General features: G+C 74.1%; 18 protein-coding genes. 9 read left to right on the forward strand and 9 right to left on the reverse strand.

Features of this window, described 5'->3' with window-relative positions:
• Window positions 1-6: 6 nt before the first annotated feature.
• The 3 genes from LIX60_RS23775 to LIX60_RS23785 all read left to right on the forward strand — a co-directional run bounded on the left by LIX60_RS23775 (window position 7) and on the right by LIX60_RS23785 (window position 4,630).
• The gene (locus LIX60_RS23775) at window positions 7-1,269 is read left to right on the forward strand and encodes a glycosyltransferase (protein WP_227960400.1); all 1,263 of its coding nucleotides are present in this window, start codon (window positions 7-9) and stop codon (window positions 1,267-1,269) included.
• Window positions 1,269-3,068, forward strand: a complete 1,800-nt coding sequence (locus LIX60_RS23780; protein WP_227960402.1) for a lipopolysaccharide biosynthesis protein — start codon at window positions 1,269-1,271, stop codon at window positions 3,066-3,068. The genes LIX60_RS23775 and LIX60_RS23780 overlap by 1 nt, the downstream gene beginning before the upstream one ends.
• A 287-nt stretch (window positions 3,069-3,355) precedes the next feature.
• Window positions 3,356-4,630: a hypothetical protein gene (locus LIX60_RS23785; protein ID WP_227962897.1), complete on the forward strand. Its 1,275-nt coding sequence runs from the start codon at window positions 3,356-3,358 to the stop codon at window positions 4,628-4,630.
• Between the two features lie 50 nt (window positions 4,631-4,680).
• Here the strand turns inward: LIX60_RS23785 and LIX60_RS23790 are convergent, their stop codons facing one another.
• Window positions 4,681-6,159, reverse strand: a complete 1,479-nt coding sequence (locus LIX60_RS23790) for an O-antigen polysaccharide polymerase Wzy family protein (RefSeq protein ID WP_227960404.1) — start codon at window positions 6,157-6,159, stop codon at window positions 4,681-4,683.
• A gap of 371 nt (window positions 6,160-6,530) precedes the next feature.
• Here LIX60_RS23790 and LIX60_RS23795 point away from each other — a divergent pair, with 371 nt between their 5' ends.
• Window positions 6,531-7,688, forward strand: coding sequence for a glycosyltransferase (locus tag LIX60_RS23795; protein WP_227960406.1), 1,158 nt, complete (start codon window positions 6,531-6,533; stop codon window positions 7,686-7,688).
• A 69-nt stretch (window positions 7,689-7,757) separates the two neighbouring features.
• Here LIX60_RS23795 and LIX60_RS23800 read toward each other — a convergent pair whose 3' ends face one another.
• The 4 genes from LIX60_RS23800 to gmd form a co-directional block, all read right to left on the reverse strand.
• Window positions 7,758-8,594, reverse strand: coding sequence for a glycosyltransferase family 2 protein (locus LIX60_RS23800; protein ID WP_019709339.1), 837 nt, complete (start codon window positions 8,592-8,594; stop codon window positions 7,758-7,760).
• Window positions 8,591-9,376 carry a hypothetical protein gene (locus tag LIX60_RS23805; RefSeq protein ID WP_227960408.1) on the reverse strand — a complete coding sequence of 262 codons (786 nt, stop codon included), beginning with the start codon at window positions 9,374-9,376 and terminating at the stop codon, window positions 8,591-8,593. The genes LIX60_RS23800 and LIX60_RS23805 overlap by 4 nt, the downstream gene beginning before the upstream one ends.
• Window positions 9,373-12,105: a LamG-like jellyroll fold domain-containing protein gene (locus LIX60_RS23810; RefSeq protein WP_227960410.1), complete on the reverse strand. Its 2,733-nt coding sequence runs from the start codon at window positions 12,103-12,105 to the stop codon at window positions 9,373-9,375. The genes LIX60_RS23805 and LIX60_RS23810 overlap by 4 nt, the downstream gene beginning before the upstream one ends.
• Before the next feature lie 162 nt (window positions 12,106-12,267).
• The gene (gene gmd / locus LIX60_RS23815; RefSeq protein WP_227960413.1) at window positions 12,268-13,308 is read right to left on the reverse strand and encodes a GDP-mannose 4,6-dehydratase; all 1,041 of its coding nucleotides are present in this window, start codon (window positions 13,306-13,308) and stop codon (window positions 12,268-12,270) included.
• A 214-nt stretch (window positions 13,309-13,522) separates the two neighbouring features.
• Here gmd and LIX60_RS23820 point away from each other — a divergent pair, with 214 nt between their 5' ends.
• Complete coding sequence (locus tag LIX60_RS23820) at window positions 13,523-14,476, forward strand: GDP-L-fucose synthase (RefSeq protein WP_227960415.1); 954 nt, start codon at window positions 13,523-13,525, stop codon at window positions 14,474-14,476.
• Between the two features lie 67 nt (window positions 14,477-14,543).
• Here LIX60_RS23820 and LIX60_RS23825 read toward each other — a convergent pair whose 3' ends face one another.
• The 3 genes from LIX60_RS23825 to map form a co-directional block, all read right to left on the reverse strand.
• The gene (locus LIX60_RS23825) at window positions 14,544-16,025 is read right to left on the reverse strand and encodes a sugar transferase (protein ID WP_227960417.1); all 1,482 of its coding nucleotides are present in this window, start codon (window positions 16,023-16,025) and stop codon (window positions 14,544-14,546) included.
• A 302-nt stretch (window positions 16,026-16,327) separates the two neighbouring features.
• Window positions 16,328-17,008: a heme oxygenase (biliverdin-producing) gene (locus tag LIX60_RS23830; protein ID WP_227960419.1), complete on the reverse strand. Its 681-nt coding sequence runs from the start codon at window positions 17,006-17,008 to the stop codon at window positions 16,328-16,330.
• Between the two features lie 274 nt (window positions 17,009-17,282).
• Entirely contained in the window at window positions 17,283-18,140 is an 858-nt protein-coding gene (gene map / locus LIX60_RS23835) for a type I methionyl aminopeptidase (RefSeq protein ID WP_227960421.1), read from the reverse strand.
• A gap of 100 nt (window positions 18,141-18,240) precedes the next feature.
• Here map and LIX60_RS23840 point away from each other — a divergent pair, with 100 nt between their 5' ends.
• On the forward strand, window positions 18,241-18,486 hold the full coding sequence (locus LIX60_RS23840; RefSeq protein WP_043462077.1) for a hypothetical protein: 246 nt from the start codon (window positions 18,241-18,243) through the stop codon (window positions 18,484-18,486).
• A gap of 71 nt (window positions 18,487-18,557) precedes the next feature.
• On the opposite strand, the gene LIX60_RS23845 is transcribed toward LIX60_RS23840, so the two are convergent.
• Entirely contained in the window at window positions 18,558-19,175 is a 618-nt protein-coding gene (locus tag LIX60_RS23845) for a hypothetical protein (RefSeq protein ID WP_227960423.1), read from the reverse strand.
• 222 nt (window positions 19,176-19,397) lie between these two features.
• Here LIX60_RS23845 and npdG point away from each other — a divergent pair, with 222 nt between their 5' ends.
• From npdG to LIX60_RS23860, 3 genes are all read left to right on the forward strand, one after another.
• On the forward strand, window positions 19,398-20,102 hold the full coding sequence (gene npdG, locus LIX60_RS23850; protein WP_043462082.1) for an NADPH-dependent F420 reductase: 705 nt from the start codon (window positions 19,398-19,400) through the stop codon (window positions 20,100-20,102).
• Between the two features lie 164 nt (window positions 20,103-20,266).
• On the forward strand, window positions 20,267-20,458 hold the full coding sequence (locus tag LIX60_RS23855; protein WP_227960425.1) for a hypothetical protein: 192 nt from the start codon (window positions 20,267-20,269) through the stop codon (window positions 20,456-20,458).
• 151 nt (window positions 20,459-20,609) lie between these two features.
• Window positions 20,610-22,364 carry an NAD+ synthase gene (locus LIX60_RS23860; protein ID WP_227960427.1) on the forward strand — a complete coding sequence of 585 codons (1,755 nt, stop codon included), beginning with the start codon at window positions 20,610-20,612 and terminating at the stop codon, window positions 22,362-22,364.
• The last annotated feature ends 59 nt before the right edge of the window (window positions 22,365-22,423 follow it).

Here is a 22,423-nt window from a genome sequence, read left to right on the forward strand (position 1 = left end):
CGCGCCATGCCGGAGACCGGTACGGCCGCGGCGGGGCGGGTTCTGCTCGTCTCCACCAACTACGCGCCAGAGCAGGCCGGAATAGGGCCGTACGCCACGCAGATCGCCGAACACTGGGCCGCCGGCGGGCGGATCGAGACCCATGTCCTCGCGGGCATCCCGCACTACCCCGCCTGGCGGGCCGATCCGGCGTACCGCGGCGTCTGGCGCCGCGAGGAGACCCGCGCCGGCGTGCGGGTCCACCGCCGCCGGCACACCGTGCCGCCCCGGCAGACCGCCGTGCGCCGGGCCCTGTACGAGGCGTCCATACTCGCCGGGGGACTGCTCGCACCGCCCCGGATGGGCCGGCCCGACGCCGTGGTCGCCCAGCTGCCGAGCCTCGCCGGCGGTGTCCTCGGCGCCCGGATCGCCGGCCGGCACGGCGTCCCGTACGTCCCCGTCGTCCAGGACCTGATGGGCGCCGCCGCGGCGCAGAGCGGCATCCGCGGCGGTGACCGCGCCGCCGCCGCGGCCGCCGCGGTCGAGCGCCGGGTGCTGCGCCGGGCGACCCTGGTCGGCGTCATCCACGAGACGTTCACCGACAAGGTGGCCGCCATGGGCGTGGACCCGGGGCGCATCCGGCTGGTGCCCAACTGGTCGCACGTCGCCCGCCCTTCGCGGCCCCGGGCCGAGACCCGCGCCCGGCTCGGCTGGGACGCGGACCGCCCCGTCGTGCTGCACTCCGGCAACATGGGCCTCAAGCAGGGGCTGGAAGTGCTCGTCGGCGCCGCCCGCGCCGAACCGGGCGTCGACATCGTCCTCATGGGGGACGGCAACCAGCGCGAACGGCTCCAGGACCTCGGCCGGGGGCTGCCGAACCTGCGCTTCCTCCCGCCCGCCGGGGAGGCCGAGTTCCCCGACGTCCTCGCCGCGGCCGATGTCCTGGCCGTCACCCAGCGCGCCTCCGTCCTGGACATGAGCATCCCGTCCAAACTCACCTCCTACTTCGCCGCCGGCCGGCCCGTGGTCGCCTCCGTCGCGGAGGAGGGGGGCACCGCCGGGGAGGTGCGGCGCTCCGGGGCGGGCGTGCTCGTCCTCCCGGAGGACCCGGACGCGCTGCTGGACGCGGTCCGGAAACTGGCCGCCGACCCCGCCGCGGCCGACGCGCTCGGCGCCCGCGGCCCCGCCTACGTCGACGCCCACCTCAGCCGCGAGGCCGGGCTGGCCCGGATCACCGGGCTCCTCGACGAGGCACTGGAGACACACCCGAGCCCGAGGGGACCCCGCTGATGACGGTGGTACAGCACGGCGCCCAGCAGGGGCCCGACGAACCGGACCTGCTGCGCGACCAGTTCCGCCAGCTGCTGCGCTACCGCGTGCTGATCGTGGCCGGCGTCGTCCTCGGCCTGCTCGGCGGGGCCTGGACCGCCCTCGCCGGCGGCGCCGCCTACACGGCCACCAGCGAGGTGACCGTGCGCTCGGCCACCTTCGACCCGTTCTCGCCCGGCGGCGGCAACCCCGAGAAGGAGGTCAGCATGGGCTCCGAGCGGCAGACGGCGCTCAGCAACGCCGTCGCCGCCCGTGCCGCGAAGGAGCTGGGCGACCCGGACCGCGTCGAACGGCTGCAGGACGGCCTCCAGGTCACCAATCCGCCCAACACCCTGGTCCTGCGCTTCTCCTACACCGACGGCTCCCCGCGGACCGCCGCGACGGCCGCCAACGCGCTCACCCAGGCCTATCTCGACAACCGGCGCGACCAGACCCAGTCCGTGATCGACAACATGATCCAGGGCTACGAGGAGCAGCTCGAACCGCTGAAGAAGCAGCGCGACAAGCTCGCCGAGCAGATCGACGGACTCGGCGAGGGCCGGGCCCTGGACACGACGCTCTCCGTGCAGTCCGGCGTCATCGGCCGGATCTCCGAGCTCAACAGCAGCATCACCAAGCTCAAGGCGGTGGACACCACCCCCGGATTCGTGGTCCGCACCGCCACCCCGCCGGCCGCGGCCTCCGGCCCCGGGCTGCCGCTGCTGCTCGGCCTCGGCGGCGCCGTCGGCATCGGCATCGGCCTGGTCGCCGCCTGGGTGCGGCTGGTCTTCGACCCCACCGCCCGCTCCCAGAGCGACGTGGTCCGCGCCCTGCGCGCACCCGTGCTCGGCACGCTCCCCCGCCCGCGGCGGAAGCAGCCGCGGCGGCTGCTGGCCCAGGGCCGGGTCGCCGAGGAGTACCGTTCGATCGCCTTCCGCCTCGCCTACGACCAGGGCTTCGCCGAACGGCGGCGGCTGCTCGTCGTCGCCCCGCGCGGTCCCATCGACACCGCCGCCGAGGCCTCCGTCAACCTCACCGCCTGCTTCGTGGAGATGGGCCGGGACGTCCTCCTCGTCGAGGCCGACCTGCGCACCCCGGGCCTCGCCCACAAGCTGCGCTCCGCCGAGGGCGTACGGCCCGGCTGGGCCCGCACCCCCGCCCGCGGCGACAACGGCTGGCCGACCGGCCTGCAGATACCCATCGACGCGGGGGAGTCCGGCGCCTTCGACCTGGTGCCCGGCAGCAAGGTGCGCAACGTCGCCCGCGCGCTCACCTCCGGGCCCGCCACCCGGCTGTTCGCCGAGGCGGAATCCCCCGGGACCGTGGTCGTCGTCCTCGCGCCCGCCGTGCTCTCGTACGCCGACGCGATAGCGCTCGCCGACCGCGTCGACGGAGTGCTCGTGGTCTGCGACCCGCGCGAGGTGCGGCGCGACGACCTCGCCCGGGTCCGCGAACTCGTCAGCGGCGCGGGCGGCACGGTCCTCGGAGCGCTGCTGCACTCCGAGGACTCCGCCCGCCGCCGCCGCGTCCCCGAACTCCGCCTCCGCCGCCGCGGACGCGGCGCGGAGCCTCCCCGCCCGGCCGCGGGGGCCGGCGGCACAGGCACCGGCCGCGACACCGCGACGGAGCCCGCGCCGGGATCCGGTGCCGAGCACGGGACCGCGACGGGGGGCGGCGCGGACCAGCAGCGGGTCTCCTGGCCCACCGCCGGGGAAGGGGCCGCCCGCCCGGGTGAGGAGGGCGACCGCAGCGGGGACCCGGCCCGCCCGGCCCGCCGGTGACGCACGGCCCTACCGGCGGCGCTCCGGGCCCGGACCCCGGGGCCCGGTCCGCCGGACCCGCCGAGTCCACGGAGCCCGCCGGACCCGGCGGCACGGGAGCCGGGGAGCGCGGGGCCGGAGCCTCCGGGGCCGGAGGAAGCGGGTCCGGAGGTGCCGCAGCCGAGGAACCCGGAGCCGGGGAGCCCGGAGCCGGGGAGCCCGGAGCCGAGGAACCCGGAGCCGAGGAACCCGGAGCCGAGGAACCCGGAGCCGGGGAGCCCGGAGCCGGGGAGCCCGGAGCCGGAGGGCTGCGGACGCGGGCCGCCGTGCTCTGCTCCGTCGCCGACCAGGGCGTCTCCGCGCTCACCAACATCGCGGTGCTGATCGTCGCCGCCCGGCTCTCCACCGCCGCCGGCTTCTCCGTCTTCTCCATCGTCTACACCGTCTTCACCGTCCTGCTCGGCCTCTGCGTCTCCTACGTCGGACAGGCCCTGGTGCTGGAGCGCGGGGAGCCGTCCGCCGTCCGCTCCGCCTGCCGCTCCGCGCTCGTCTTCACCGCCGGCGTCTCCGCCGCGACCGGTGCCGTCATGGCCGCCGTGCTCGTCCTCGTGCCCGGGGAGACGGCGCGCGGGCTCGCCGTCCTCGGCCTCGTCCTGCCGGTCGTCCTCACCCAGGACGCCGTCCGCTACTGCTGCTCCACCCTCCGGCTGCCCCATCTTGCCCTCGCCGCCGACCTGTTGCGGCTCGCGGCCGTCGTCCCCGCCCTCGCCCTCCAGCCGCAGGGCAGCGGGCCGAGCCGGCTCATCGCCGTCTGGGGCCTGTCCGCCCTCCCCGCCCTCCTGCTCGGCACGGCGCTGCTGTGGCCCCGGCTGCGCGGTGTCCCGGGCGATCCGCGCCGCTTCCTGCGCCGCGGCCATCTGGGGCGGCGCTTCGTGCTGGAGTTCGCCGTCGGCAACGCGTCGAGCCAGCTCGCGATCGTCGGGCTGGGCCTCTTCGCCAACCAGCTCGCCGTCGGCGCGCTCCGCGGCGCCGTGGCCCTCTTCGGCCCGATGAACGTCCTCTTCAACGCGGCGACCTCCTTCGGCCCGCCGCTTCTGAACCGGGTCTCCGGCACCGGGCGCCGCATCCGCGCCACGGCCGTTCTCGCCCTCGTCCTCGCCGGCACGGCGGCGCTGTGGGCCGGCGTCCTCACCCTGCTGCCCGGCCGGGCGGGGCGCGAACTCCTCGGCGCCACCTGGGACTCCGCCTCCGCGCTGCTCCCCGCCACCGGGGCCCAGTACACGGCCATCGCCCTGGGCACCTGCGCGCTGCTGACCCTGCGCGTGCTCAGCCCCCGGGCCACCCTGCCGATCCAGGTGGTCTTCTCCCTGCTCTCGGTGGCCCTCCTCATCGGCGGCTACGTCCTCGGCGGTGTCCTCGGCGCGGCCTGGGGCCTCTGCCTCGGCTCCGCCCTCAAGGCCGCCGCGGCCTGGACCCGCGCGGTCCTCCTCGGACGCGGCGCGGCACGGGACACCGGCGCGGCCGCCGCCCCCGGGGACCGGGCCGGGGCGGGGGCGGGGGCGTCCGGGGGCGGTGGACGCTAGGTGCTCCGGCGGCGGGTGCGCGCCCGGGTGCGGCGCGGCCCGGCCCGGCCCTACCGCAGAAGCTTCCGGACGTCCGAGCGGAACGTCGTCACCAGGGCCAGGCAGAACAGCGCGATCCCGATGCGCCCGGCGGCCTGCAGCAGCGGCCCCCGGAGCAGGATGAAGGAGTAGCCGGCGATCAGCGGGATCACGGCCGCGGTGATGTTGCCCGGCCGTTCGTCGTCCACCGTGCGCAGGGCGTACCGCCGGTCGCCGCGGGCGCAGAGATAGCCCAGCCCCAGGAAGCCGGCCACCATGCCACCGGAGCCGAAGTCGAGCCACAGCTCCGCCCAGAGCGGCGAGGAGAGGTTGGTGTTGGTCATCCCCATCCACTGACCGACCCGCACCCCCGAATCCAGGGGCTTGCCGTCCCAGAGCGAGCGGGGCACGAAGAAGAACGTCGTTCCGGCCAGTTGCCGCCCGTAGGAGTGGCCGGCACCGGACTCGACGAAGGTGATCGTGTTGGCGAACATGCCGATCTGGTCGTAGTCCTTGAGTGTCAGGGGCTCCACGAAGGAGGAGGACTCCACGGCCTTGCGGCCCTCCTCGTCGTACCGGAAGCGGTCCATGAAGGGGAAGAGCAGCAGCGCAGCGATCACCCCGAGTGCCAGCGAGGTCCGGTACATCACCGGGCTCTTCGGGAAGGCCGTGAAGAGGATCGCGAAGGCGACGGTGAGAAACCAGTACCGCGGGTTGGAGACGGGGTTGTTGACGACGGCGTTGACGACCACCAGCCCGGCCAGGAGCAGCAGGATCACCGGGCTGCGCCGCGGCACCTTGGAGGTGACCAGCCAGCGCAGCAGGAAGAGCAGCGCCAGCAGCGCCGGTACGGTGCCGAAGCCGCGCAGGAAGGCCGAGCCCACATTGCCGTCACCGCCGCCCGCCCCGCTGGCCCCGATGGACTCGCTGATCTCCTGGCGGCTCTCGAAGAAGACGGCGGGGCCGCCGAGCTGGACGATGAACAGCCCGCTGCCCGCGTAGGCGAGCAGGATCAGCAGGTAGAGCCGCCGCCGGCCCACCGAGGCCGCGGGCGGCGACCAGCGGATGCGCAGCGCCGGGCGGTGCCGGGCCAGCAGCACGCCCACGTCGAACGCGACGCAGCCCAGCAGCACCAGCGCGATGGCGAGCACCGTGTCCGAGCGGGGACCGACCACCGGAGTGGGCGTACGGCCGAGCACGGCCTGCGCGAGCGGGGCCACACCCATGGCGATGTAGCAGAACAGCCAGAAGGCGCCCTGGATCAGCCGGCGCCGGGCCGTCAGCACCATCGCGGAGAGCCGGGCACCGGCGTAGCAGGTGAGCGCCAGCTGCAGCCAGTACGCCTCGTCCCGCACCCCGTCGCCGTACTGGGCGGACACCACGGCGGGCAGCCCGAAGACCAGTCCGAGGATCAGCGGGACGGACAGCGCCCGGGAGAGCACGGCGCGCGGCGCGGAGCCGGCGGCGGTGGCGGTGGCGGACGGCGGTGCGGGCGCGGGCGGTCCGGGCACGGACGGGCCGGGCGCGGGCGGCCCCCCGGGCGCACCCGGGCCGCCGCCGGACGCACCCGGGCCGCCGGGCGCGGGCGGGACGTTTCCCGGTCCCTTGCCCGGCCCGTCGCCCGGGCCGTCCCCCGGTCCGGCTTCCCCCGGTCCGGCCCGTTCCGCCGCTCCGGCCGGTCCCGCCGGCAGGTCGACTGCCATGTCCCCCCAGACGTACGCGAGTTCGGCCCCGGGACGGCACGGCGGCCGCCCCCCGGCCTGCAGTCTAGAAGCGTCCCCGTACACCGTCCGCCACTTCGTTCGATAAGCCTGCGGGCGGCCGTGCGCCGCCGATACGCTGACGGCACGATGCCGGGGGGCATCGGGGGGAGGAACACTTCGTGAAGGTCCTGCACGCGGTCACGCTGCACACACCGACCAATGACTTCGGCGGTCCCACCCGCGTCGCGCTGAACCTCTCACGGGGGCTGCGGCGGCGTGGCGTGGACGCCCGGATCACCGCGCTCGGCGACCGCTTCGACGGCCCGCTGCCCGACACCGTCGAGGGGGTGCCCGCCTGGCTGTACCAGGCCCGGCACGTGCTGCCGGCCTTCGAGGTCAGCGGCATCACCTCACCGGCCCTGCTCGCCCGCGCGCACCGCATGGTGAAGGGCGCCGACGTCGTCCACGTCCATCTGATGCGGGATCTCATCACGCTGCCCATCGCGCTGATCGCGCTGCGCTGCGGCACCCCGCTGGTCCTGCAGACGCACGGCATGATCGACCCGACCGAGAAGCGCGTCGCCCAACTCGTCGACGTCCTGGGCCTGCGCAAGGTGCTGCGCGAGGCCGACGCCGTCCTGCATCTGACGGAGATGGAGCGGGAGGACGTGGCGGCGGTCATCGCGCCCGACCCGCTGCGCCACACCCACCGGCTGGTCAACGGCGTCCAGCCGCAGGAGCGCCGCCCCGCCACCACCGGGGACCGGCCGCCGACCGTGCTCTATCTGGCCCGCGTCCAGGCCCGCAAGCGGCCGGAGGACTTCATCTCCGCCATGCCCGTGGTCCTCGCCAAGTACCCCGAGGCGCGCTTCGTGCTCGCCGGGCCGGACACCGGCCCGCTCGCCGACGAGATGCTGGCCCTGGCGGCCCGGCTGGGGGTGGCGGACTCGGTGGAGTACGTGGGCCCGCTCGGCCACACCGAGGTGCTGGAGCAGCTGCGCCGCTCCGACGTCTACGTCCTGCCGTCCGTGGTGGAGCCCTTCGCCGTCTCCATCCTGGAGGCCATGTCGGTGGGGCTCCCCGTGGTCGTCACCGAGACCGGCGGGCTGTCGCCGGACGTGGCGGCGGCGGGCGCCGGACGGGTCGTGGACAGCCGCCCCGACGCCGACAACGGGCCGCTGGTCGGCCAGGCGATCCTGGAACTGCTGGACCCGGCCGCCAACGCCGAGGCCTCCGGGGCCGCCCACCGCCTGATCCACGACAAGTTCTCCATCGACGCGGTCGTCGAGGACCTGCACGGGGTGTACGAGGAGGTCATCGCCCGGCACGGACGATGACCCCTCCCCGGCCCCCCCCCGCGTTCCCCTCCGGCCGTCCGGAGGGGAACGCGGGGGAGCGCCGGACGCTCAGCCGGTCCGGCCCGTGCGCCGGCCCTCCCGCGTCTTGAGCCCGATCTGCCACCGGTAGAAGCTCATCGCCAGGGCGTAGTCCAGACCGGCCCGCCCGTCGAGGAAGCCGAGCTTGTAGAAGTAGGCGTAGCCGAACGACACCAGCGGTTTGAACGGCGCCTTGTGGAAGAGCTGCCCCTGCCGGGTCTTGGCCAGCCGGATCTCCTCCCGCACCTCCGGGTGGAGTTCCAGCCACGCCTCCCAGTCGGAGTACCGGTTGTGCCGGTCGAACCAGGTGCGGACCGGGTCCAGGTCCTCGTGCTCGATGGGGGAGCGCAGCCGCCGCACCGACTCCGCGATCGGCTGGTAGTGGCCCTCCTGCTCGCCCATGCCCGGCGCGTCGAGATCGCCGAGCACGGGGAAGTAGCAGCGGTTGCGGTCCATCAGGGCCCGCTTGACGATGGTGTAGCCGTGCCGCAGCCGCTGCCCGGCGAACCAGTAGCCCAGCGGGATGTCGAAGGCCGCCTCCGCCACCGGCTCGGAGAAGACCTGCCGCAGCTCCGCCAGCAGCGCCGGGCTCGGCGTCTCGTCCCCGTCCAGGAAGAGCATCCAGGGGATCTCCGGGCGGACGTGGTCGAGGCACCACTGCTTCTTCTTGGGGTACTTGCCGTCCCACTCGTACGGCACGATCTCCGCGCCGAGTCCGGAGGCGATCTTGCGGGTGTCGTCGGTACTGTCCGAGTCGACCACGACCACCGCCTCGAAGTGGCCCATGACGGAACCGACGGCGGCGGCGATGTTCTCCGCCTCGTTCTTGGTCGGAATCGCCACGACGATGGGGAGTTTGGCGCTCACCCTGTGCCTCCTGGGTTCAGCCAGCTGTGGCAGCCCGCGGAACTGAAGCCGCGGGCCGCCGCCGGGATGGTGATCTCGATGTCCCCGCCCTGGGACCGGCCGGAGCCGGAGTCCAGCTTCTTGCCGCCGGCCCCGGTGATCCGCCAGACGCACTCCTCGCCGCCGCCGCCGTCACCGCCGGCGTCCGCGCCGGACGGGCCCGGGCCGGGGGACCGGTAGCGGCCGGGGACGATGGTGCTCCCCGCCTTCCGCCGCTCGCCGACCGTGAACTCGCCGTCGGGGAAGCCCCGGTCGGCGGCCTCCACCAGCGGCATCCGCCGCGGGCAGAGGTGGGTGACGGCGTCGCGGGCGCCCCGGATCTCGCCGAGGATCAGCGCGCTGACCGCCATGTCCTCGTTCCGCCGCTCCAGGAACGCCAGACGGTCGCAGGCCTCCTGCCCGCCCTCCAGGACGGCCGCCGGGTCCTGCCCCCTGGGCACCCGACCGGCCAGGTACTTCTTCTCCTTCTTGCTGAACGACCCCGTGACGGGGGTGAGTTCCGACACCGGCTCCTTGGGGCCGGACGGTACGCCGCCCGCGTCCGGGCCCTTGGAGTCCTCCGCCGGCGCCGACGGGCCGGCGGCCGCGCCGGAGCGCTCCTCCTTGCCGGCCCTGCCGTCCTTGCCGTTCCGGCCGTCCCCGGCGCCGCTGCCACCGTCCCCTCCGCCGCAGCCCGCCAGCAGCACGGCGGCGGCCGTCACCAGCGTGACGGCCGCGCCGCGGCGGGCACCGTGGCGCTTCACGGTGCCCCGAAGGTCAGCAGCAGGGTGGGGTCACCGGCGGTCCCCGGGGCCTCCCGGGAGGAGAGCCACAGGCTGTCGGTGCCGTCACCCGTCAGGGCGATGTCCAGGTCCTGGCCGAGCCGGGAGGCCAGTTCGGCCGTGTCCAGCAGGGTGGAGTAGGTGCCCTGCGGGGTGCTGGCCCCGGTCAGTGTGCCCAGGACGGTCGAGGACAGCCCGGGCCGGCCGGTGTAGGTCGTGCCGGTCTCGGTCCACGCGCCGGTGACGGGGACGATCCGGGCCGGGTCCCCGGAACCGGCGAACGAGTCCGAGGTCAGCTGCACCCGCAGCGCGGCCGCCTTGAGCACCTGGCCCGCCGGCGCCTCCGGCAGCGGGAAGCGCAGATACGCCTCGTACGCCGTGGAGCCGCGCACCGCGAGCTGCCCGGTGCCGCCGTAATTGGTGCTCGCCGCCTGCTGGTTGACGTAGGTGTCGGCCACCGGCTGCACCGCGGTCACGGTGTCCGAGGGCGCCGTGCCCAGCTCGTGGTGCTCCTCGACCTGCGCGGAGCTGAGCACGCCCGGGTACACGGCGGACTCGTCCAGCTGCCCGGCGAAGTAGTCGCTGCTCGGGCGGCTCGGGAAGCCGCGCAGATTGTCGCCGCCGAAGCGCCAGTAGCCCTCGAAGTCCCGGCTGCTGACGACCAGCAGGTTGCTGGCCCGCAGCTGTCCGTCCACGTAGAGGCGCATCCCGTTGCTGCCCTGGGTGGCGACGACGTGGTGCCACTCGCCGTCGTTGTACGAGCCCGGGGTGGTGATGGTGCGCGTCCAGCCGCTGGTGACGCCGAAGATCAGCCGGCCGGAGTCGGTCATGTAGACGTGCTTGTCGTGCCGGGAGCTGTTCTGCAGGATCCGGTCACCGAAACCGGCGAGCATGCCGCCGGCCGTGGTGTCCGTCTTGAACCAGGTCTCGATGGAGTAGGCGTCCGGCCGGGGCCGCCGCTTGTCGCTGTAGGTGTACGAGTCGACGCCGTCGTGGCCGACGGCCGTGCCGGTGCCGGGGACGGCGCCCGGGGTGACGGCGCGGGCCGGGCCGCCGCGGTGGATACCGGCGCTCTGCGTGCCGGAGGCGTCGGCGGCGAAGGTGCCGGACGGCTCGTCGTAGCGCCAGTACAGCTCGGCGCCGTCGGCGCGCACCTTCTCCGCGTACGCCTCGGGGGCGAGGGCCGGGGTGACCGACCGCGGGGGCGAGAGGGAGCTGGTGTTGGTGCCGTCGCTCGCACTGACCCGGTAGGTGTAGGTGGCACCCGGGGTGACGTCGGTGTCGGTGAACGTCAGCTGCGGCTGCGACCACGGCTTGGAGGAGGCGCTGACGGTGTGCACCGGTGTGGAGGAGCCGTTGCGGTACACGCGGTAGGTCAGCTCGCTGTCGTCGAGGTCGACGCTCGGCTGCCAGCGGACCGTGACCGAACCCGGCGCAGTGCTCGACGCCTCGGTCTGCGGCACCGGCGGCGCGCCCGTGTCGGGGCTGTCGGCGAAGCGCGTCAGGCCCTGCTGGCCGTCGCCGTTGACGGTGGTGAACTCGCCGCCGACCCAGAGGAAGTCCCGGCCGCCGGCCGAGGAGACGGCCATGGTGCGCGGCCCGATCATCTCGCCGAGGCCGTCGTTGGTGTCCGGGAACCAGCCGAGCAGTTCCGGATCGTTCACCGACTGGGCCAGCAGGTGGTAGCGCTCCTGGTTGGGGAAGGCGCCCATGCTGCTGCAGTCGTGCGCGTGCGAGCCGCTGTAGAGGACGTCCTGGTGGGTCTGGACGGACTGGGTGGCGCCCAGGCAGGTGTCCCGCCAGCGCTGGTCCAGGGTGCCGAGATCGTAGGCGACGCGCCCGTCGAAGACGCCGCCGCCGCTGCCCTCGCTGGCCGAGTAGACGCCCGAGGCGTCCGCGAAGATGTCCTTCACCACGGATGTCTGCGGGAAGAAGCCGAGCGGGTAGCTCTTCTCGACCGCGCCGGTGGAGGCGTCCACGGCCGCCAGCGCGTGCGAATTCTCATCGTTGACGGTGAAGAAGTCGCCGCCGAGCACAACCGTTTCGCCGTCGGGGGTCACCTCGACGGCCCGGCCGGGCTCGTCCGCGTCGGCCCGCCAGGGCAGGACGTCACCGCCGGTGGAGACGGCGGCGAAGCGGCTCCGCGACTGGCCGCCCACGGTCTGGAAGTCGCCGCCCAGATAGACGGCGCCGTCCGTGGCGGCCAGGGCCCGGACGGTGGCGTTGACCGAGGGCTTGAAGTCGGTCCGCGGAGTGCAGGTGTCGATGTCGATCGCGGCCAGGCTGCTGACCGGGACGCCGTTGACCGCGCCGAAGAAGCCACCCGCGTAGAGCGTTTCCTCGTCCGGTGACACCGCCAGCGCCCGGACGGTCGCGCTGCCGGAGCCGACCGTGAAGGACAGCTCGCAGTCCGTCGGCGCGCCGGTCGCGGCGTCGAGGGCGGTGAAGTTCACCGCCTGCTGCTCCTGGCTGCTGCCGGCGGACGTGCCCGGCGGTCTGACGGCCGAGAACGTACCGCCGGCGAAGACCACCCCGCCGGCCTCCGCCATCGCCCAGACGATGCCGTTCGTCTGCCAGGTCGGCAGATCGTCGGCGGTGATGCCGACGGGCGGGGTGAGGGCGGCGGCCGGCGCCGCCGTCACCGTCCCCAGTCCCGTCAGCGATGCGGCCGCCAAGGACAAGGCAGCCGTATAGGCCCCCACTGTGCGCATGTGCCCCCCCGGGCTGTGCTTTTACCCGAACGCGGCCCAGCGGCCGCCTCTAGCTGGCGAGAGTAGGCCGTAGCCGTTCCGCCGGTCACCACTTCGGCCGAACTCATTGCCGTTTGTTGGCCGTTGTATTTACCCGCCCTGCCCGGCACATCATCCGCCGATTCACCGGTCGATTCTCACGGCGGCGCCGGAGAGCTCCGATTCCAGCTGGGCCCGGTCGGCGTCCACCATGATCCGGGCGAGTTCCGGCCACCTCACGCGGGCCTTCCACCCGAGGAGCGATTCGGCCTTGGAGGCGTCCCCGATGAGCGCGTCGACCTCGCTCGGGCGTTCGTACTTGGGGTCGAAGCGGACGTGCTCGGACCAGTCCAGACCGGCGGCGGAGAACGCCGTCTCCGTGAACTCCCGTACGCTGCCGGCCTGCCCGGTGGCCACCACGTAGTCGTCCGGCTCGTCGCGCTGGAGCATCCGCCACATCGCCTCGACGTACTCCGGGGCATAGCCCCAGTCCCGCACCGCGTCGAGATTGCCGAGGTAGAGCCGGTCCTGCAGGCCCGCCTTGATCCGGGCCACCGCGCGGGTGATCTTGCGGGTCACGAAGGTCTCGCCGCGGCGCGGGGACTCGTGGTTGAAGAGGATGCCGTTGACCGCGTAGAGGCCGTACGCCTCCCGGTAGTTGACGGTGGCCCAGTAGCCGAAGACCTTGGCGCAGCCGTAGGGGCTGCGCGGGTGGAACGGTGTCCGCTCGTTCTGCGGCGGCGGGGCGGAGCCGAACATCTCCGAGGACGAGGCCTGGTAGATGCGGGTGTCGATCCCGCTGGCGCGGATCGCCTCCAGCAGCCGCAGGGAGCCCATGCCCGTCACGTCGCCGGTGTAGAGCGGGGCGTCGAAGGAGACCCGGACGTGGGACTGCGCGCCCAGGTTGTAGACCTCGTCCGGCCGCAGATCGCGGAGGAGGTTGACGAGCGCCACCCCGTCCGAGAGGTCCGCGTGGTGCAGGACGAGGGTGCGGCCCGGCTCCTGCGGGCCCTGGTAGATGTGGTCCAGGCGTTCGGTGTTGAACGACGAGGACCGGCGGATCAGGCCGTGGACGGTATAGCCCTTCGACAGCAGCAGTTCGGCCAGATAGGAGCCGTCCTGCCCGGTGACGCCGGTGATCAGCGCGGTTCTGCCCCCGGGCTGCGTGGTGTCGTTCGTGTTCATCGGTCGTTCCCCCCTCGGGACGGGGCCGTACGGCGGTACGGCCCCCGTGGTCGGCGCGGGGCCGGACGGGCCTTCCGCCGTTCCCCTGCCTGCGGTGCTGCGGTGCTGCGGTCCTGCGATACGTGGTGCGTGGCGTGCGGTCCGTGGCTCCGTGGTTCTCGGTGTTTCCCGGTTTGGTGTGCTACGCGCGGAATGCCCTGGCAGAATCCGGGACATGACCCAGACGACGCATCAACTGCTGCCGGAAACGGCCCGGATATTCGTGGCCGGCCACCGCGGCCTGGTCGGATCGGCGGTCACCCGCCGCCTCACGGCCGACGGCCACGAAGTCGTCACCCGCGGCCGGGACGAACTCGATCTGCGCGACGCCGCGCGCACCGAGAGCTTCCTGCGCGACGTCCGGCCGGACGCCGTGGTGCTGGCCGCCGCCAAGGTGGGCGGCATCATGGCCAACAGCACCTATCCGGTGCAGTTCCTGGAGGACAACCTCCGCATCCAGCTCAGCGTCATCGCCGGCGCCCACGCGGCCGGGACCGGCCGGCTGCTCTTCCTCGGCTCCTCCTGCATCTATCCGAAACTCGCCCCGCAGCCGATCCGGGAGGACGCCCTGCTCACCGGTCCGCTGGAGCCGACCAACGAGCCGTACGCCCTCGCCAAGATCGCCGGCATCACCCAGGTCCGGGCCTACCGGCGGCAGTACGGGGCCTCCTACATCTCCGCCATGCCGACCAACCTCTACGGCCCCGGCGACAACTTCGACCTGGAGACCTCGCACGTCCTGCCCGCCCTCATCCGCCGCTTCCACGAGGCGAAGGAGAGCGGCGCCCCCGAGGTCACCCTCTGGGGCACGGGCACCCCGCGCAGGGAGTTCCTGCACGTGGACGACCTCGCCGCCGCCTGCGCGGTGCTGCTGCGCTCCTACGACGGCGACGACCCCGTGAACGTCGGCTGCGGCGAGGACCTGACGATCCGCGAACTCGCCGAGACCGTACGGGAGGTGACCGGTTACCCGGGCCGGATCGCCTTCGACGCCGGCAGGCCCGACGGCACCCCGCGCAAGCTGCTCGACATCTCCCGCATCTCCGCCCTCGGCTGGAAGCCGCGCGTCCCGCTCCGCGACGGCATCGCGGCCGTCTACGCCGGCTGGCGCGCCGGCGCCGCGGCCTGATCCCCGGTCTCCCCGGCGGCCACGGCCCGGCGGGCCGCTCACTGCTCGCACCTCGGCACCACTCCGCTCAGTACGCTCCGCGTCCGTCGACGACGGCGCGGAACGTACGGGCCAGCAGGTCCAGGTCCCCGCGGAGGCACCAGTTGTCGGCGTAGCGCAGATCCAGCGCCACGCTCTCGTCCCAGGAGAGGTCGGACCGGCCGCTGATCTGCCAGAGCCCGGTGAGCCCCGGCTTGACCGCCAGCCGCCGCATCGCCACCTCGTCGTACTGCGCCACCTCGTCGGGCAGCGGCGGACGCGGTCCGACCAGCGACATCTCGCCGCGCAGGACGTTGGCCAGCTGTGGCAGCTCGTCCAGCGAACTGCGCCGCAGCCACCGGCCCACCCGGGTCACCCGGGGGTCGCGGCGCATCTTGAACAGCGGGCCGTCCTGCTCGTTGGCGGCGGCCAGCTCCGCCCGCCGCTGCTCGGCGTCGACCACCATGGTGCGGAACTTCCACATGGTGAACGGCTTGCCGTCCAGGCCGGTCCGGGTCTGCCGGTGCAGCACCGGGCCCGGGGAGTCCAGCCGTATCACCAGCGCCAGCAGCCCGTACACCGGTGCGAGCAGCAGCAGGCCGAGCGCCGCGCCCGTCCGGTCCAGCGCCGCCTTGAGCGCCGTCTGCGGGCCCTGGCGGTGCGGCGGGGCGACGTGCAGCAGGGGCAGCCCGGCGACCGTGCTGGTCCGCAGGCGCCGCGGCGCCACGTCCGTCAGCCCCGGCGCCAGGGCCAGCGGCAGCCCCGAGTCGTGCAGCGCCCAGGACAGCCGGCGCAGCCGCTCACCGCTGATCCGCGGGCCGGGCACGACCAGCACCAGATCCGCGGCCAGCTGCTCGGCCGCGCCCAGCACCGGGACCCAGTCCTGCTCGCCCCGCGCGGGCGGCGCGGAGCCGATGCGGGCCGGGGCGGGCACCCCGGACGTCAGCTGGGCGCTGCCGACCGGAACCACCCCGGTCACCACATAGGCGTGGTCGGTACGGGAGGCGAGCCGCTCCACCACCTCGTCCGCGGCGGCGGGTTCGCCGATCACCAGCACCCGGTGCACCGACTGCGCGGAGCGGCGCTGCCGCGTCAGATGCCGGTGGGTGACCTTGCCGCAGAGAGCCGACAGCAGCGGGGCGAAGGAGAGGGCCGACAGGGCCGTCACGGGATCGGACGTCTCGCCGGCCGCGATCCGGACCACCGCCAGCAGGCCCAGCAGCGTCAGCCAGTCGTGGAGTGCCGGGATGACGCCGCGCGATTCGCCGAGGGCGTCGGAGCCGTAGCGGTGGCGGGCGGCGCGGACCACGGTCCACAGAGCCGCCCCGACGAGAGCCGCCGGTACGGGATGCGGTTGCCCCGTACCGGCGAAGACGAAGGCCACGGGAAGCGCGACCCCCAGGATGTCGGTGGCCAGCGCCGCGGGTAAATACCACCGCGCCTTGCCACTGCGCCGGCGGTGTGGTGACCCCCCTCCGCGGACGCCGGAGGCCGTCACCGATCTGGCCTTGGACATACCGATATGCCGCATGAACCCCCCTGGCACAGCGCGACCGTGACGGCGCGCGTACCCTTCCCCAAAGGCCACGCGCCTACGTACGTCTGACCGTATGGCAAACGTCTGTACGTCCGCTGCTGTTTGAAGAACTTTGCTCGGGGATATCCCCGAAATTCACTTCTTGGCGCGAAGACCCACCCTGCGCTGCCGTCACGGCGCCGGAGATGGTATAGGAACGCGGATTTCGGAAGCGCGTGCCCGCCGGCGGCGCGGCGGGCGGCGCCGGGGCGGGTGGCGTGCCGGTACGGTCCCCGGCGCGGGGCCGAGGCGGGGGCTCACGCGCTGAGCGGGTCCTCCACGCGCCGCGCGAAGTGGTCGCCGAGCTCCCGGAAGAGCGCCGTGTTCAGGGCGAAGGCGCGCCGGCACTCGTCCACGACGCGCTCCTTCTCGGCGTCGTCCACCGGCAGGGCGTCGAGCAGTTCGCGGTACTCCCGCTTGAAGGCGGCAGGGTTGCCGATCCCCTCGAAGACGTAGAACCGCACGCCGTCGCCCTTGCGTGCGAAGCCCCAGGTCTTCTCCGCGGTGGAGCGGATGATCTGGCCGCCGCTGAGGTCGCCGAGGTAGCGGGTGTAGTGGTGGGCCACATAGCCCGCGGGCCACTCCCGCGCGACCTCGGTGATCCGCGCGGCGTAGGCCGCGGTGGCGGGCAGTGGTTCCGCGGCGGCGCGGCGGCCGGGGCCCCTGAGGTGGTCGAGATCACGTTCGAGCTCGGGGACCCGCCGCAGCTCCGTGCGGAGAAACGGTCCTGCAACCGGGTCGCCGGCGAGGGCGTCCGCCTGCTCCTCCAGCGCGCGGTAGACGAACCACAACTGCTCCGTGTAGAGCGCGTACGCCTCCACGCCCAGCCGGCCGGCGAGCATGTCACCGATGAAGGCGGAGTTCTCGGCCTCGGTGTGCTGCGCGTGCGACGCGGTGCGGATCAGGGTCGAGAACGGCGTGCTGCTGGGGGCGTCCATGGCGGGCCTCCGGGGGACCGGTGCGGGCGGGTCGGTGCGCCGCCACGCTCTCCGCAAGGTTGCGGCGGAGGCGCGGGCGCCGGCTGGCGTCTGCTCGGGTCTGCTCCGGGCCCGCTCACCGCCGGCCCGCGGCCCGAGTCTACAGCTTCCCGACAGGCTGTCGGGAAGTCCGCCCGCCGGCCCGCGGCCACTTCCGGCCGACCTGCCGCCCGCCCGGCACGCTCCGGGCGGTCGGCGGTCGGCGGTCGGCGGTCGGCAGTCGTCGGTCGGCGGTTCAGGGCAGCGTCAGGATCTCCGCGCCGGACTCGGTCACCACGAGGGTGTGCTCGAACTGGGCCGTCCGCTTCCGGTCCTTGGTGACCACGGTCCAGCCGTCCTCCCACATGTCGTACTCGTGGGTGCCCAGCGTCAGCATCGGCTCGATGGTGAAGGTCATCCCCGGCTTGATCACCGTGGTCGCGTGCGGGCTGTCGTAGTGCGGGACGATCAGGCCGGAGTGGAAGGAGCTGTTGATGCCGTGCCCGGTGAAGTCCCGGACCACGCCGTAGCCGAAGCGCTTGGCGTACGACTCGATGACCCGCCCGACGACGTTGATCTGCCGGCCGGGCCGGACCGCCTTGACCGCCCGGTTCAGCGCCTCCCGGGTCCGCTCCACCAGCAGCCGGGACTCCTCGTCCACGTCCCCGCAGAGGTAGGTGGCGTTGTTGTCGCCGTGCACCCCGCCGATGTAGGCGGTGACGTCGAGATTGACGATGTCCCCGTCGCGGAGCACGGTCGAGTCGGGGATGCCGTGGCAGATGACCTCGTTGACGGACGCGCAGAGCGACTTGGGGTAGCCCCGGTAGCCGAGGGTCGAGGGGTAGGCGCCGTGGTCGCACATGTACTCGTGCGCCACGCGGTCCAGTTCGTCGGTGGTGACACCGGGCGCGATGAGCTGCGCGGCCTCTTCCATCGCGCGGGCGGCGATGCGCCCGGCGATCCGCATGCGCTCGATCGTTTCGGCGTCCTGCACCTCGGACCCCGTGTACGGGGTGGGGGCGTCCCTGCCCACGTACTCGGGGCGCGGGATGGAGGCGGGTACGGAACGGCGGGGGGACAGCGTCCCGGGGACAAGCAGCGACTGGCCAGACATGCGGCGAGTGTATCCGCGGCCGCTCGGGCAACATGAGCGGCAGAGCGGCCGGAAGGCCGCCCCGGCGGCCGGGAGCGGCCGCGAGGAGAGGAGCCCTTCGATGGCGCTGTTCAGCAGGAACCGTCCGGCCGGCAAGGCGGGCGAGTGGTACTACTGCCTCAAGCACGGGAAGGTCGAGGAGGGGCCCGAGTGCCCGGCCAAGGACCGCATGGGCCCGTACGCGAGCCGGCCCGAGGCCGAGCACGCGATGGAGACGGCCGCGGAGCGCAACACCGAATGGGAGACCGACCCCCGCTGGCACGACCGGGACGGGACGGAGAACGGTCCGGGCGGCGGCCGGGGCTGAGCCGGGGCCGCCCGGTGCCGGCGGGCCGGCAGAAGAAGCCGGCGCATCGGGCCGGGCCCTCGGCGCCCGTGCTACCAGCCGGCCGGCGGCGGGGTCATCAGCCCCTCCGCCAGCCGGGAGAGCCGGTCCCGGAAGCGGCGCCGGCCGCGCGGCCCGGGCAGCCCGGTCTCCCCGGCCGCCGCGCTCACCAGATGCTGCACGGTGTCCAGGCCGAGCACCCCGGCCGGCGCCGGCCCCGCCCCCGGCGTGGTCAGCGTCTCGTGCGCCAGCGACCGCAGATCCCGGTCGCCGCCGTCGAGGGCCAGGACGGTCGCCCCGGCGCGGCGGGCGCCGCGCACCCGTTCCAGCAGGTGTTCGCCCGGCTCGTCCGGGGTGACGACCAGCAGGGTCTCGCCCCGCCGCACCGCCTCCAGCCGGGCCGGCCCGACCGCCAGATGCGCGGGCGCCCCCGGCCGCACCCGGTGCCGCACCAGCGTGGGGGAGAGCTGCGGGAGTCCGGCCCGTGCCGCCTCGTCGTCCAGGTGGGCGGCCAGATGCCAGGGCTCGTACTCCGCGCTCCCCACCAGCAGCAGTCCGCCGCCGCGCGGATCGACGGAGCGGCGCAGCGCCCCGGCGAACCACCGGGTGGCGTCCAGCCAGGCCGTCCCGGCGAGCACGTCGCGCAGCAGGGCCACTCGTACGGCGTCCATGCGCGCATCCTGTACCAGCCGCGGAGTCCGGCGCCCGCCGGTCGGGCGAAGTTCCCCCGGACGGGAGCGGAGCGGTGCGGACCGCGGGACCCGCCCGGCCGGACGGCTCCCGGCGCCGGGCGGCGGTCTTCCCGGAGGCGGTCTCCCGGGGCACTCTGTCCGGGTGCGGGAGAGGCGCCGGAGGTGTCGAAGCGCCGGGCCGGGTGTGACAGTATCGCTGTCATGAACTCCACCGACGCAGCGCAGAAGGCCCCGGCCAAGGACCCCTGGGAGCTCCCCGACGTATCCGGCCTGGTGGTCGGCGTCCTTGGCGGCACCGGGGACCAGGGCCGCGGACTCGCCTACCGGCTGGCCCGGGCGGGGCAGAAGGTGATCATCGGCTCGCGGGCCGCCGAGCGTGCGGAGACCGCGGCCCGTGAGCTCGGCCACGGCGTCGAGGGGGCGGCCAACGCCGAGTGCGCCCGCCGCAGTGACATCGTGATCGTCGCGGTGCCGTGGGACGGTCACGCCGCGACCCTCACGGCCCTCCGCGACGACCTCGCGGGCAAGCTCGTCGTGGACTGCGTCAACCCGCTCGGCTTCGACAAAAAGGGCGCCTACGCCCTCAAGCCCGAGGAGGGCAGCGCGGCCGAGCAGGCCGCCGCGCTGCTCCCGGAGTCCCGGGTCACCGCGGCCTTCCACCACCTCTCCGCCGTCCTCCTCCAGGACCCGGCGGTCGAGAAGATCGACACCGATGTGATGGTGCTGGGCGAGGTGCGCGCCGACTGCGAGACCGTCCAGGCCCTGGCCGCCCGCATCCCGGGGATGCGCGGCGTCTTCGCCGGCCGGCTGCGCAACGCCCACCAGGTGGAGTCGCTCGTGGCCAACCTGATCTCCGTGAACCGCCGGTACAAGGCCCACGCCGGGCTGCGGATCACAGACGTCTGAGTCCGGCCGCCGCCACGGCCCGTTCGGGGCTCCGGCCGTGGTCCGCCGGCCGTGGTCCACGCCGGCCGGGTTCCGGCCGCCAGGGGGTGGGGAGGACGGCGGCGGAGGGACGTGGGGGACAATGGCCGGGTTCGTCGCACCCGCTCTCCGAGGAGCCGACCGCCATGCCCCGCCTCGCCCTCTTCTCGCTCGCCGTCTGCCTGCTCGCCACCGCCGCGGCGGTGGTCTCCTTCGTCGAGGGGAGCTGGCTGGGCGTCCTCTGGGTCATGATGGCGGGCGTCTCCTCCAACATGGCCTGGTTCCACTTCCGCAAGAACCGGGCCCAGCGCGCGGCGGCGCAGCACACCACGGGCTGACCTCCCCGCCCCGCCGGCGGGGGAACCACGCGGGTCCGGCGCCGTCTCGAACGGCGCCGGCCGGGTAGACGGCGGCCGGGAGGGGTGCGGAGCGCGCCTCTCCGCCCCGTATCGCGTCAGAGAGACGATTACCGTGACTAGACTGGCGGCCGTGCCCCAACTTCGCCTCGCACTGAATCAGATCGACTCGACCGTCGGCGACCTCGCCGGGAACGCCGAGTCGGTCCTCAACTGGACCCGGCACTCCGTCGAGCAGGGCGCCCATCTCGTGGCGTTCCCGGAGATGGCGCTGACCGGCTACCCCGTCGAGGACCTGGCGCTGCGCCGCTCGTTCGTCGAGGCCAGCCGCGCCGCCCTCGTCTCGCTCGCGGCCCGGCTGGAGGCCGAGGGGCTGGGCGAGGTGCCCGTCGTCGTCGGTTATCTGGACCGTTCCGAGCACCCGCAGCCGCGCTACGGGCAGCCCGCCGGCGCCCCGCGCAACGCCGCCGCCGTGCTGCACCGCGGCGGGATCGCGCTGACCTACGCCAAGCACCACCTTCCCAACTACGGCGTCTTCGACGAGTTCCGCTACTTCGTGCCCGGCGAGACCCTGCCGGTCGTCCGCGTGCACGGCATCGACGTGGCCCTCGCCATCTGCGAGGACCTCTGGCAGGACGGCGGCCGGGTCCCCGCCGCCCGCGCGGCCGGCGCCGGCCTGCTGCTCTCCATCAACGCCTCCCCGTACGAGCGGGAGAAGGACGACACCCGGCTGGAGCTGGTCCGCAAGCGCGCCCAGGAGGCCGGCTGCACCACCGCCTATCTGGCGATGATCGGCGGCCAGGACGACCTGGTGTTCGACGGCGACTCGATCGTGGTGGACGCCCGCGGCGAAGTGATCGTCCGCGCCCCGCAGTTCTCCGAGGGCTGCGTGCTGGTCGACCTCGACCTGCCCGCCGCGGGCGAGATCCCCTCCGGCACCGCCGGGGACGGGCTCCGGGTGGAGCACGTGGTCATCAGCGAGGAGCCGCTGCCGCCCTACGAGGCCGAACTGACCTCCGGCTACGCCGACCGCCTCGACGACGACGAGGAGGTCTACTCGGCCCTCGTCGTCGGCCTGCGCGCCTACGTCGCCAAGAACGGCTTCAGCAGCGTCATCCTCGGCCTCTCCGGCGGTATCGACTCCGCGCTCGTCGCCGCCATCGCCTGCGACGCCCTCGGCGCCGCCAACGTCCACGGCGTCTCGATGCCCTCCCGCTACTCCTCCGAGCACTCCAAGGGCGACGCGGCCGATCTGGCGGAGCGCACGGGGCTCAACTTCCGCACCGTCCCGATCGGCCCCATGTTCGACGCCTATATGGAGTCGCTGGGCCTCACCGGCCTCGCCGAGGAGAACCTCCAGGCCCGGCTGCGTGGCACCCTGCTGATGGCGCTCTCCAACCAGGAGGGCCACATCGTGCTGGCGCCCGGCAACAAGTCCGAGCTGGCCTGCGGCTACTCCACCCTCTACGGCGACTCGGTCGGCGCCTACGGCCCGATCAAGGACGTCTACAAGACCTCGGTGTTCCGCCTCGCGCGCTGGCGCAACCGGGCCGCCGAGGAGCGCGGCCAGACCCCGCCGATCCCGGAGAACTCGATCACCAAGCCGCCCAGCGCCGAGCTGCGCCCCGGCCAGGTGGACACCGACTCCCTCCCGGACTACGACCTCCTCGACCGGATCCTGGAGCTCTACGTGGACCGGGACCAGGGCCGGGAGGAGATCGTCGCGGCGGGCTTCGAGGCCGGGCTGGTCGCCCGGGTGCTGCGGATGGTGGACGCGGCGGAGTACAAGCGGCGCCAGTACCCGCCGGGCACGAAGATCTCCGCCAAGGGCTTCGGCAAGGACCGGCGGCTGCCGATCACCAACCGCTGGCGGGAGGAGACGGGCTGAGCCCGGGGCGGACCGCCGCCCGGGGCGGGGGCCGCGGCGGACCACCCGCCGGGAGCGCC

Source organism: Streptomyces sp. S07_1.15, from assembly GCF_020739505.1.
Taxonomy (GTDB): Bacteria; Actinomycetota; Actinomycetes; order Streptomycetales; family Streptomycetaceae; genus Streptomyces; species Streptomyces xinghaiensis.

Bases quoted from the DNA above. Each gene is read 5' to 3' on its own strand.
- LIX60_RS23775 (WP_227960400.1), top strand. From the start codon at position 7: ATGCCGGAGACCGGTACGGCCGCGGCGGGGCGGGTTCTGCTCGTCTCC.
- LIX60_RS23780 (WP_227960402.1), top strand. From the start codon at position 1,269: ATGACGGTGGTACAGCACGGCGCCCAGCAGGGGCCCGACGAACCGGAC.
- LIX60_RS23810 (WP_227960410.1), bottom strand. From the start codon at position 12,105: ATGCGCACAGTGGGGGCCTATACGGCTGCCTTGTCCTTGGCGGCCGCA.
- gmd (WP_227960413.1), bottom strand. From the start codon at position 13,308: ATGAACACGAACGACACCACGCAGCCCGGGGGCAGAACCGCGCTGATC.
- LIX60_RS23820 (WP_227960415.1), top strand. From the start codon at position 13,523: ATGACCCAGACGACGCATCAACTGCTGCCGGAAACGGCCCGGATATTC.
- LIX60_RS23825 (WP_227960417.1), bottom strand. From the start codon at position 16,025: ATGCGGCATATCGGTATGTCCAAGGCCAGATCGGTGACGGCCTCCGGC.
- LIX60_RS23830 (WP_227960419.1), bottom strand. From the start codon at position 17,008: ATGGACGCCCCCAGCAGCACGCCGTTCTCGACCCTGATCCGCACCGCG.
- map (WP_227960421.1), bottom strand. From the start codon at position 18,140: ATGTCTGGCCAGTCGCTGCTTGTCCCCGGGACGCTGTCCCCCCGCCGT.
- LIX60_RS23840 (WP_043462077.1), top strand. From the start codon at position 18,241: ATGGCGCTGTTCAGCAGGAACCGTCCGGCCGGCAAGGCGGGCGAGTGG.
- LIX60_RS23845 (WP_227960423.1), bottom strand. From the start codon at position 19,175: ATGGACGCCGTACGAGTGGCCCTGCTGCGCGACGTGCTCGCCGGGACG.
- npdG (WP_043462082.1), top strand. From the start codon at position 19,398: ATGAACTCCACCGACGCAGCGCAGAAGGCCCCGGCCAAGGACCCCTGG.
- LIX60_RS23855 (WP_227960425.1), top strand. From the start codon at position 20,267: ATGCCCCGCCTCGCCCTCTTCTCGCTCGCCGTCTGCCTGCTCGCCACC.